This is a genomic window from Ruegeria sp. CDSB086, assembly GCF_059611065.1.
The window spans coordinates 160,279-172,288 of record NZ_JBXWOV010000010.1; the positions used below are offsets into that span (position 1 = coordinate 160,279).

The 12,010-nt window shown below is 57.4% G+C and carries 7 protein-coding genes; all 7 read right to left on the bottom strand.

Annotated elements, in window-relative coordinates:
- Window positions 1-13: 13 nt before the first annotated feature.
- Window positions 14-3,277 (bottom strand): adenylate/guanylate cyclase domain-containing protein, encoded by a 3,264-nt coding sequence (locus tag AC2FIO_RS19445; RefSeq protein ID WP_496699664.1) that lies wholly within the window; start codon window positions 3,275-3,277, stop codon window positions 14-16.
- A 132-nt stretch (window positions 3,278-3,409) separates the two neighbouring features.
- Window positions 3,410-5,119 (bottom strand): ABC transporter ATP-binding protein, encoded by a 1,710-nt coding sequence (locus tag AC2FIO_RS19450; protein ID WP_496699665.1) that lies wholly within the window; start codon window positions 5,117-5,119, stop codon window positions 3,410-3,412.
- A gap of 4 nt (window positions 5,120-5,123) precedes the next feature.
- Window positions 5,124-6,074 (bottom strand): ABC transporter permease, encoded by a 951-nt coding sequence (locus tag AC2FIO_RS19455; RefSeq protein ID WP_058273051.1) that lies wholly within the window; start codon window positions 6,072-6,074, stop codon window positions 5,124-5,126.
- Window positions 6,071-7,048 (bottom strand): ABC transporter permease, encoded by a 978-nt coding sequence (locus tag AC2FIO_RS19460; RefSeq protein ID WP_058273052.1) that lies wholly within the window; start codon window positions 7,046-7,048, stop codon window positions 6,071-6,073. Before AC2FIO_RS19460 ends, AC2FIO_RS19455 begins: the two co-directional genes overlap by 4 nt.
- Window positions 7,049-7,221: 173 nt before the next feature.
- Window positions 7,222-8,787, bottom strand: a complete 1,566-nt coding sequence (locus tag AC2FIO_RS19465) for an ABC transporter substrate-binding protein (protein ID WP_496699666.1) — start codon at window positions 8,785-8,787, stop codon at window positions 7,222-7,224.
- 126 nt (window positions 8,788-8,913) lie between these two features.
- Window positions 8,914-10,494, bottom strand: a complete 1,581-nt coding sequence (locus AC2FIO_RS19470; protein WP_282120968.1) for an ABC transporter substrate-binding protein — start codon at window positions 10,492-10,494, stop codon at window positions 8,914-8,916.
- 169 nt (window positions 10,495-10,663) lie between these two features.
- Window positions 10,664-11,635, bottom strand: coding sequence for an alpha/beta hydrolase (locus AC2FIO_RS19475; protein ID WP_108861693.1), 972 nt, complete (start codon window positions 11,633-11,635; stop codon window positions 10,664-10,666).
- Window positions 11,636-12,010: the final 375 nt, after the last annotated feature.

The window sequence follows — 12,010 nt, forward strand, 5'->3', positions numbered from 1 at the left end:
GCCCCTCACCTGATTAGTCCAGCGGCCCGACCAGCGATTGTTTGATGCCCAGGTTCTGAAACCGCGCCTTCAATTCATCGAAACCCTCGTGTGCCGTCAAAGGAATGCCCCAACCCCCACATTCAGCCAGTGTTCGAGCCTGCAGGATCGACAGATCGACCATCGGCAAGGGCTCATCCGCTGTGAAATCGGCCAGGGCATCTGCGTACCGTGTGGCCTCGTCCCACTGCTTGCGCGCCAGCATGACGGCAGCGGCGTCCGTATAGAAATGCAGGTGGCTATGGCCAACACAGCCTTCGGCGATGATCTTCTCGCCAAGCTTTAGGTTTTCATCCTGCGCAGTTGGGTCCTCTTCGGCCATGGCCAAAGCTGACAGCGCTTTTGGTCCGACAAAATTCCGACCGTGCTCAAGGGCAATGTCGACCGCGCGGCGACCGGTTTCGCGCGCCTGTTCCAGCTGCCCGGCATAGACGTGTGTGCGGGCAAGATGTTCAAGCGCCTGCGCCTCGAGGCGTTTTGCACCAACACGGTTTGCGATCTCGGCAGACAGGGTGAAGGCGTCCAGCGCCTGATCTATTTCTCCTAAAAAGGTGTGCGCAACGCCCAAACAGGTCTGCGCAACGCATTCCGGAACAAAGGCAAAATACTTCTGTGACACCTCAATGGCTTCCTGCGCATCCAGCTTTCCTTGCGCTATTTCGCCGGTATAGCTACGCGCGACGCTCAGATTGTGCAGGTTCGCGGCCAAATCACGGACCAAACCCTTTTCCCGCGCTCGTTCGACTGCCTGCGTGTAGAACCCCGTTGCGGTCTGCATCGTGGCATTCATGAAATTGGCGTCGCCAAATCCACTGAGCGCGCCAACTTCAAGTCGTGCGGATTCAAGCTTTCTGGCCAGTGTTAGAGCCTTTTCATTGCTCTCAAGCGCCTTTGTCACCTGCCCCAGCGGGAAGTATACATTGCCGCGCACATAGTTGATCTGGGCAATGTCACGGTCAGACCCGCAGCGTTCTGCGGCTGCCTCGGCAATATCCAGACTTTCCAGTGCTTCCTGATACAGGCTGGCCTGCCGCGCAGCCTGCGCCAGGCCGATTTGTGCACGGCAGATTTGTTCATCCGTTTCGGCCAGTTCTGCGGCCTCTTTGAATTCACGCAGGGCATCATTGGACAGGCCTTGCAACCGGTGCGTCTCACCCCGGGCGCAGAACAGATCAAAGCGAACCCCTGCGGGTGCTGGCAGTTCCAGCCCCCGTTCGATCAACGGGCTGGCATCGTCGAACTGAAAAACCTGTATCAGCTTGTCCGCGGCTTCCAGATAAGCCTGGGCCGCATGGGTTGCACCCGCGCGATCCAGATGTTGTGCCCGCAGGGTGGCGTCACGGTCCTCAAACCAACTCGCGGCCTGACGATGCAGGCGCGCGCGTTCAGATTTCACCAAAGTTGCATAAGATCCGTCGCGGATCAGCGCGTGGGCAAACATCAGATCGGCCTCAGCCTCGCGGATCAGGGCGGAGCGGATCAGGGTCGAGGTATCCAGATGCCCTTCACCCAGAACAAAATTCAAAACTTCGGGCGAGAACCTCTGCCCCAGCACGGATGCCGCTTGAATCGACGTCCGGCTGGTCCGGTCCAGCGAATCCAGACGGGACTGAACAATGCCCTGAATGCTGCCGGGAACGGATTCCTGTTTCAGCACATCGATATTGCGCAATAACTGCTCAAGAAACAGCGGATTGCCCCCGGCGCGTTTCACGCAGGCGTCTAACAGTTCAGGATCGATCCCGGTGAACTCTTCGACCAGTTGTCGGGCTTGTTCGTCCCCCATCGGCGCCAGTTCCAGCTTGGATATCAGGGCACCATCCGTCGCAAGTTGCCATTCGCGGTCGATCGGATCGCCTTCCACGCGGCTGGTCATTAGCAACACGCAGGGCAGATTACGTGTCATCGCCGCGATATGGGCGCAAGCTGTCAGGATCTCGGGTGAAGCCCAGTGGATATCCTCGATATGGATCAACAAAGGCGTTTCCTGGCTGCGGGCCGAAATCAGGTCGTCGATGACCTGACGCCGCCCCCGCAGACGGGTTGCATTGTCCATCACCGCATAGACCTCGGCCAGACCGGGGTCTTGTTCAAGCTCAAGCAGCGCATTCAGATGCGCGGCATTCGCCGCTGTTACCCAACCCTTGCTAATTGCATCCTTCGCGACAGATGCACAGGTTTCCGTATCATCCGTCGGCTCCAGCCCCAGAATACTGCGTGTCACGGATTGGATAGCTGAATGCCCCTCGCGCGCGCCGAAATCCATGACCACGCCATTGTGGACGGAATAGGACAGGCCGTCGGCCAGCTCAGCCACCTGTTCCGACAGGTGGGTTTTGCCGATGCCCGGCTCGCCCAGTACGATATGGACTTCACCCTTACCGTGCCGCTGGCATCGATCGAACGTTGCCGAAAACAGGGACAGCTCTCGCTCGCGGCCCACAAAGCGATGCCTGCGCGACCGGATGTTGCGCGCCATCCGGTTCAGCCGCCACAGCTCAACCGGATCACCAAGGCCTTTAATCGCCTTTTCGCCCATCGATTCACCGACGAAAAGCGGCCCTAACGCACGCTGAATGTCATGTGAAACCAGAGTTTCCCCCGGCGCTGCCATGTCGGTGATGCGCGACGCCAGGTTCACACCATCACCTGTCACAGTGTATTCCGTATGGGCCTGACTGCCTGTCGTACTGGCAATCACCTGTCCTGATGCAATCCCGATATGGCAGGTCAGCGGAGGGTTCAGGCCGGGCAGAACCGTGTGAATTTCCAGCGCGGCCCGTGCGGCTCGTTCGGTATCATTCGTGTGCGAGATTGGCGCGCCGAACACGGCCATGACCGCATCGCCAATATGCTTGTCGATCCGGCCACCGTATTTTTCGACGACCTTGTCCACCCTGGTGAAAAACGCGTTGAGCAGCGCGTGCATGTCTTCGGCATCCAGTTCGCTGGTCAACCGGGTAAAACCGGTCAGATCGGCGAACATGACTGTCACCTGGCGCTTCGCAGGCTCCAGCGATTCCTCAGGCTGAAATGGCGGGGCGGTTTCGAACGTCTCAAGCTCGGCAATCGCGCGCAAAAGCCGCCGGCGGTCGCCGACAGCAGTGACTCCGATTTCGATCAGGTCTTCACCCGTCAAATCGGGTAAAATTCCAAAATCAATTTTGTTATCCAAAAAGGCCTGCGCGTAGTCAGATAATCCAAGTGCGCTTAGCCAGTCCCTAAGGTCCTGAGACATTTCGCCCCTCTGAAGCCCCCAACTCCAAAGACAGACGTAGCACAACAGACCCGGATGAGTCTGCAAAGTTTGAATATTTTAATGTATATGCACACCCAATTGCCCGCGTGACAGGCAATTGGGTTTTTGGAATTAGATCTCGGCCTCTAGCCCGTCCGTCGACAGATCGTCCAGTTTCGGCATTAACCGCAGCAGCTCGTTTGCATATTCGGTCTGCGGGTTGGCGAAGAGTTCGTTGGTTTCTTGAAGTTCAACCACCTTGCCCTGCTTCATCACGGCCACCCGGTCGCACATTTGCCGCACCACCGGCAGGTCGTGGCTGATAAACAGCAGCGTCAGACCCAGATGCTCCTGCAAATCCTTCAGGATGTTCAGGATTTGCGCCTGAATGGACACATCCAAGGCGCTGGTCGGTTCGTCACAGATCAGGAACCGCGGCTGCGTTGCCAGCGCGCGGGCAATCGAGATACGCTGCCGTTGACCGCCCGAGAATTCGTGCGGGAATTTCAGCCCGGCCTCATGGCCCAGCCCGACCTGATCCAACAGTTCGTCTACGCGGCGCTTGATGTCGGACCCTTCCATCAGCTTGTGATGGCGGATCGGTTCGGCCACGATATCGTCTACCCGCATCCGGGGGTTCAGCGACGAATACGGGTCCTGGAAAATCATCTGGATGTTCTTGCGATACGCATCCAAAGCGGCCCTGTTGGTCAGATCACTGACCACCTGACCGTCAAAGGTGATCGTACCGCCATCAACCGGGTACAGTCCCGCGATCATCCGCGCGATGGTGGACTTGCCCGAACCGGATTCACCCACGACCCCGAATACCTCACCCGCACGAATGTCGAAGCTTACGTCGTCAACGGCGGTGAAATAAGTGCGGTCCCACGGCAGCAAGCCTTTGCGCTGCAGGAACTTCTTGGTCAGATTGCGAATCTCGAACATCGGTTTGCTGGTGTCATTGTCCACCTTGGGCCAATGCCGCGCCATATCGTCGATGGCAAAACGGGTCTCACGCCCGCCATAGCTGATCTGCGGGAAACGGTGCAGTTTCAGAGTCGGGCGCGGCACAGCGGCGATCAGCGACTTGGTGTATTCGTGCGCGGGCTGACCCATGACCTGAGACGTCGGGCCGGTTTCCACCACCTTGCCCGCATACATGACCGTCACCTTGTCCGTGGTATCCGCGATCACGCCCATGTCGTGAGTGATCAGGATAACGCCAACCTGCCGTTCCAGCGCCAGCTCTTTGATCAGGTCTAGGATCTGCGCCTGAACGGACACGTCCAACGCCGTCGTCGGTTCATCCGCGATAATCACGTCCGGCTCGGTACAAAGCGCTAATGCGATGACCACGCGCTGCCGCATCCCGCCCGAGAACTGGTGCGGATATTGGTCCAACCGCGTGTCCGGGTCAGGAATGCCCACCCGGTCGATCAGATCACGGGCACGCTGGTTCGCCTCGGCATCCGTTCCGCCCAGATGGGCCTGGATCGTCTCGGTCAGCTGTTCGCGCACTGTAAACAACGGGTTCAGCGAGGTCAGAGGATCCTGGAAGATCATCGAGATTTTCTTGCCACGCAGGCCGCGCATTGCGACGGCATCCAGACCACTGATCTGGTCGCCGCTCAGTTTGATGGTGCCGCTGGCAATCCGGCCGGGGCGATCCAGCAGACCCATGATGGCCGCTCCGATTGTGGATTTGCCCGCACCGGATTCGCCTACCAGACCGTGGATCTCGCCCGGTTCAACGGACAGGTCCACGTGGTCCACGGCGGTAAACAGTTGGCGGCGCGTCGGGAATTCGACCGTCAGGTCGTTGATCGTCAGAAGGCTCATGTAATCACCGCAGCTTGGGGTTCAGCGCGTCGCGCAGCCAGTCGCCCAGCAGGTTGACAGACAAGGCCAGCGCCAGAAGGGTGCAGGCCGGGAAGAAGAGGATCCACCACTCACCCGAGAACAGGAAGCCCTGCCCGATACGGATCAGTGTTCCCAGCGACGGCTGGGTCGGCGGTGCACCCACGCCCAGAAAGCTGAGCGTTGCCTCGGCAATAATCGCCAGCGCCAGCGAGATCGTGGCAATAACCAGAACCGGGCTGAGGACATTGGGCAGAATATGGCGGAACATGATCGGAATTGGCCCGCGCCCGATCAGACGGGCGGCCTGTACGTATTCCTTGTTCTTTTCCACCAGCGCAGCGCCGCGTACGACCCGCGCAAATTGCACCCAATCAGACAGGGCAATTGCGATGATCAGAACATAAATCGCCATTTCGTTGCGGTATTCGGGAGGCGTGACGCCCTTGGCGATACCAAAGATGAGCATCGCGACCAGAATGGCCGGGAAGGTCAGCTGCACATCGGCAATCCGCATGATGAGCGTTTCGACCCAACCGCCAAAATACGCCGCAACCAGCCCAAGGATGACACCTATGATCAGCGCCAGCATCACCGCTGACACGCCGACAAACAATGAGATGCGCATGCCATATAGAATGGTCGAGAATACGTCGCGTCCCTGATCGTCGGTCCCCAAAAAGAAGGTTTCCTGCGTAAAGGCATTGGGCGTGCCCGGCGGCGTAAAGCCGTTCATCAGGTTCAGCGATGCCGGATCAAACGGATTATAAGGTGCGATGACCGGGGCAAAAACGGCGGCCAGCAAAAGGATCAGCACCACCAGTGAGGCGATCAAGGCAACCGGAGAATGCCGGAAGGACCACGCAAAATCGCTGTCCCAGAACTTGGCAAATCGCGATTTGGTGGGGGCGGTCGGGGTTTCGATGGTATCGGTCATGTGGCCCTCGCGTCGACACGCAGGCGCGGGTCAATGGCATAATAAAGAAGATCGACGATCAGGTTGATCGAAACGAACATGACCGAAATCAACATCAGATAAGCGGCCATGACAGGGATATCGACAAACTGGATCGCGTTGATGAACAGCAGGCCAACGCCAGGCCACTGGAACACCGTCTCGGTGATGATGGCGAACGCGATGATCGAGCCCAGCTGCAGACCGGTGATCGTGATCACGGGAACCATAGTGTTCTTTAGCGCGTGGCGGAAGTTGATCACCCGGTCCGACAAACCGCGAGCGCGTGCAAACCGGACATAATCGGCGCGCAACACCTCAAGCATTTCCGACCGGACCAGGCGCATGATCAGGGTCATCTGATACAGACCCAGCGTAATCGCGGGTAGGATCAGCGCCTTGAGGCCAGAAGTCGTCAAGAAGCCGGTGGACCAGTTGCCAATCATAACGGTCTCGCCCCTCCCGAAGCTGGGTAAGAGGTCTAATTCAACCGAGAAAATGTAGATCAATAAGATCCCGATCAGGAAGGTCGGCAGGGACACCCCGATCAGGGAAACGGTCATGATGACATTCGCAGCAATCCCTTGTCGTCGAATGGCTGTGAACACCCCCAGCGCAATCCCCATGGTGATTGCCAGAAAGCCGGAAACAAAAGCCAGTTCCAGTGTGGCCGGCGCGCGCTCGGCTATGATGGTCGAGACAGGACGTCCCTGACGATAGGACACACCGAAATTGCCTTGAACGGCATTTTTCAGGAACTTGTAGTACTGAACCGGAAACGGCTGATCCAGCCCCAGTTCAGCCCGCAGCCGGTCGATATCGGCTTGCGTACGCTCCTGACCCAGCATGTTGTCGATCGGATCGCCGACAAACCGGAACATAGAAAATGCAACCAGACCCACGACCAGCAGTACGATCACGGATTGGAGCATCCTTCGGACGATATATGCGAACATTCACTTTCCCCATTGATCCGCTTCTCTATGCACGGGTCGGCTAAATGGTCAAGGTATCGCTAACGGGATGGTATCAGAGCGATCCTTATTTCCTGCGTCATCGGTTTTATGCAGGGTACGATGCGGATTGGCGGTGCCGAACCGGCCCTCGCCAATCCAATGCTAAAACGTCTTCAGTTCACGGTCACCCAGCGCAGCAAAAAGAAGTTGTCGGGGCGCTGTGTCAGCTCGACATTACTGCGCGTGCCCCAGACCAGTGGCTGCACATACATGGGCACATAGACCTGTTCGTCCTGAATGATCTTAGCCACTTCGTCCAGCATGGCCTGACGCTTAGTCTCATCCAGCTCGGATTGGATGGCAGGCAGCAGTTCATCCACGCGTGCGTTCGAGAAGCCGCCGAAATTCCAGCTGCCCAGCTTTTTCTCTTCGTTTGGCGTCGCGACTAGGAACCGGACTGGGTGTTCCGCGTCAAACGTTCCGGGGCTCCAACCCAGCAGATACATGTCATAGTTATCCTCGCGCAGTTCGGGCCAGTAGTTGCGCACGGGCATCGCTTCCAGCTCGGCCGTGATCCCGATCTTGGCCAGCATGCTGACTACGGCTTGACACACCGCTTCGTCGTTCAGATAGCGGTCATTGGGGCATTTCAGTCCAAATGAGAATCCATCCGCGTATCCTGCCTCGGCCAGCAGAGCCTTGGCACCCTCAACGTCAAATGCGGGACGTTCGGCATGGGCCGCAGAATAGCCGCTCATGGCTGGGCTCACCAATTGCGAGGCCGCTTCGGCATTGCCGCGCATGATGGTGGCCAGAATGGCATCGACATTCACGGCCTGTGCCACCGCCTTGCGCACGCGTGGATCGCGGAACGGGTTGGGCTTGCCTTCATCGTCTGTGTATTTCAGCGTCTCGGCTTCATGATCAAAGCCCAGCATGATTACGCGGGCCTCGATCCCCTTGATGACTTCGACATCACTGTCTTCTTGCAGGCGCGCGACGTCCTGGATTGGCACCGGGTTGATCATATCCACATCACCCGACAACAGCGCGGCAACGGCGGTTGCGGGGTTCTGGATCGGGTTAAATTCGGCGCGGGTGATGTTGTGTTCAACGTCCCCCCACCAACCTTCGTGGGGTTCCAGTACTGTTTTCAGACCCGGCTCACGCTCGGTGACCTTGAATGCCCCGGTGCCATTGGCGTTGATGGTCGCAAAATTTCCGGCCTCTTTGTCCGGAACGGCGGCATCATTGGCTTCGGTCCAGCCCTGATCCATGATCATCCAGTTGGCAATCGAGGATGGAAACAACGGGTTCGGCGCGGTCGTCATGAAGTCTACGGTATAATCGTCAACGACGATGACTTCACTGATGGGCGCAAACCAGCTACGCGTATCCGCGGCCTCGCCCGAGGCGCGTTGATAGCTGAACAAAACGTCCTGCGCGTCAAAGGTACTGCCGTCGTGAAAGGTCACGCCCTCACGCAGCTTGAAGCGCCAGCCGTCGCCCTCTCCAATCGGTTCCCAGCTGACGGCCAGGGCAGGCTGAACGCTCATGTCCTTGTCGCGGCGGACCAGTCCTTCGTAGACGTTGTTAAGAAATCCCAGAACCGGAGCCGAATTGACCGCGTGCGGGTCCATGGTTTGCGGGTCCGTGGTGGAGGCCCATTTGAAATCTGCGGCCTGAACACTGGTGGCAGCCAGCATCGCAATGCCAATGGCGCTGTTCCTGAGGATCATTGTTATGTCTCCCTGTTTCTGTGGTCGAGTTTTCTTGGTTTTTGCCGCATGCGCAAGGAAATCTCAGATCACAACAAAAAACAGGGCGCGAAAATCGCGCCCTGTCTGATCGTCAATGGTTTTGACTTATTTAATGGTGAAGTATTTGACCTTGGGCTGGTCTTCGGCATCCACTTCGATGCCGACACCGTCAGCCATGCCCCAGTTCAGAACCTGGTGATGAATGGGGATGTAAAGCGCTTCGTCTTGCACCACACGCCAGATGTCGGCGATGTCGGCATTCCGGGCGTCCAGGTCAGTGTTCGAAGCGAGCGACTTGATCTTCGTGTCCAGCGCGTCGTCCTGATAGCCGGTTCCGTTCCATGTGCCGATGTCGTCTTCGCGACCGTGGACAAGGAAGTTGAAAATGTATTCCGAGTCATATGTCGGAACACCCCAACCCAGCATGTAGAAGTCAGTCTTGCCGTCGGTGATCAGCGGGAAGTGCTGCGCCTTGGGCTTTGCGTCCAGATTCACGGTCACGCCGATCTGGCCCAACATCCCAACGGCCGCCTGACAGATCCCTTCATCGTTGATGTATCGATCATTCGGGCAGTCCAACCGGAGCGAGAAGCCATCGGCATAACCTGCCTCTGCCATCAGCTCCTTGGCTTTTTCCAGATTAGTGGCGGATTCGCCGTCCATCGCTTCGGTCCAGCCGTTCACGAAAGGCGGTGCGATCATGCCCGCAGGCTGCGACTGGCCGCGCATAACGACCTGCTTGATCGCATCACGGTTGATCGCCATCGACATCGCCTGACGCACACGCACATCGGCCAGAGGATTCTTGCCGTCTACGTTGTCTGCTTCGATATCGTCCGCACCCTGGTTCATGCCAAAGAAGATCACACGGTTCTGTGGTGCTTGCTTGACCATCAGGCCATCGGCGCCATTGACGCGGTCAATGTCTTGAACCGGCATATCCTGCAGGAAGTTCACCTCACCCGACAGCATCGCCGCCACGCGGGTCGCAGCGTTCTGGATTGGGGTATAGACGATTTCGGTCACTTCCATGGGGAACTGGTCGATGCCCCAATAGTTGTCGTTGCGCACCATCACGGTTTTGACGTCAGGCTCGCGGCTTTGAAGGACATAAGGCCCCGTACCGTTGGCGTTGGTGGTGGCAAAGGTGATCTCGCCACCCTCGAAATCCTGCACATTGACAGTGTTGTTTGCCTCGGCCCAGCCTTTGTCCAGAATGAACAGGTTGGTCAGGTTCGACGGCAGGATCGGGTTCGGACCATCGGTGACGATCTCGACGGTGTAATCGTCCACCGCGCGCACTTCGGTGATCGAGCCGATCAGCTCTTTCATGTCCGAATTCGGCTGCTTGGCCCGCTCAAAGCTGAACACCACGTCTTCGGCGTTGAAGTCCGCGCCATCATGGAATTTCACGCCTTCGCGCAGTTTGAAGACCCAAACATTCGGGTCATCCGCCTTGGGCCCCCACTCGGTCGCCAGCGCAGGTTCAAACGCGCCTGTTACGTCGCGAATGATCAGCGGCTCGTACATCTGGTGCCGTATTGTGTGTGACGGGCCTTCGTTTTGCGAGTGCGGATCCAGCGTCAGCGCGTCACCAGCACGTGCCCATCGCAGCGTTTCCGCCGATGCGGCACCCGCCATCAATGCGGTCGCACTGGCAGCGATCATCAAGTTCTTCAGGATCATTATAATCTCCCCGTTTTTTCGTTAGTACCGTTCCGTGGAACGGCAGACCGGTTTTGTCGGTCTTGGTAGTGCTGATCATCCAGATCATTCTGAAGGTTGCAACACCAGATTGTGAACTATTTGGATTTCCGATCAAATTTGAAAAGCCGACATATCGCGAACACCCGATTCAGCGCAGAATGACCGAGCGCTGATGCGGATCATCCGGGAAAACGCGCCCGGATTGGACGCATTGAAAAATATGCCGGAACACCAGGCCTGCCTCGCCGCCCGGCGAAACCGGACCAAAATACTTGTGGCCGGTGGGGGTGTCATAGGCCGTATTGATATCGTCACAGTCGACCTGAAATATGTTATGCGGCGTTCGATCGATATTCTCTGGCCCCGTATGACCCAAACGGCGAGACGCCACTTTGTTCTTGAGGTTTGCTGCCTTGCTGGCCCGCAGCGCGAGATCGTCGGATGCGAAATAAACAACCACATTCCGCGACGCATGGCTGACCAGCACACCGGGCTCATGTTCATGCACGGTTTCATTGACGACATCTGCGGCAACCATGAACGTGTTGCGAAACAACAGCGGCACGCCCGACGCCAGATCATACCGATCCCATTCCATCAACGTCTGGCGCAAAACCCGATTGCCCATCGAATGCGCCAGCAGGTTGATCCGTTTCAGGCAGGGGGCAGATTCGGGCTCGTTATCCTCACTGTTGCGCCATTCCAGGAAACGCTCCAGCACCCGCGCAAAGGAAAAGCCGCTTTGGTCCGCGGATTTCTGGTCATCCCAGTATTTCTGAACGATCCCCTGCTTGGCGTCGCTGGGCCAGATCAGAGGCAACACCATCACTTCACCGGGTTTGGCCTGATCGCACAGACGCTGAAGCTCGGCCGTTGTTTGAAACACATCGTCGGGCAGGTTGTTGAACCCGTGCAAGTATAACAGGATCTGACGGCAATCGCTGTCGCGCACCCGCCGCAAGAGCTCTTTGCTGGTAATTTCGGTGTGGTGTTCATCCTCGCCTTTTTCACAATAGAACACCGAATTCGAAGGTGCGTTGTTGTCCAGATCAAAAGTGAAGCGACGTCCTTTACGGGTGCGAATACTTTGGGTTGGAAATCTGTTCGTTATAAAAAGCATGAAAGCCCCTCCTGTTCAGGATGGAACCAACCTAACAAGTCGACCGCATAGGCGACACAGAAATCCCGGAACTCTGACCGTATCTATGGTCGTATTTACACAAAGGGTTTCACATTGGGTCGGTCATGGACGCCCTGAACGAAACTGGGGCGGCTCCGCCCGTGCTTTAGCCTCATAGCTCGCGGTCATCATCAGGCATCAAGAGCCGACCGAGGGGCTCTGCGACAGGGTTTAACCATTCCAGAGGCGGCCTTACGGCCAAGATCCGACTCCGGCTGGGTCCTGTGCCGAAGCGACCTAATTCACTGCAGCGTTGATTGGTGTTGTTATGAGTGATGGAGTGATTTGGCTGATTGTTCTGCCCCATTTTGTGAC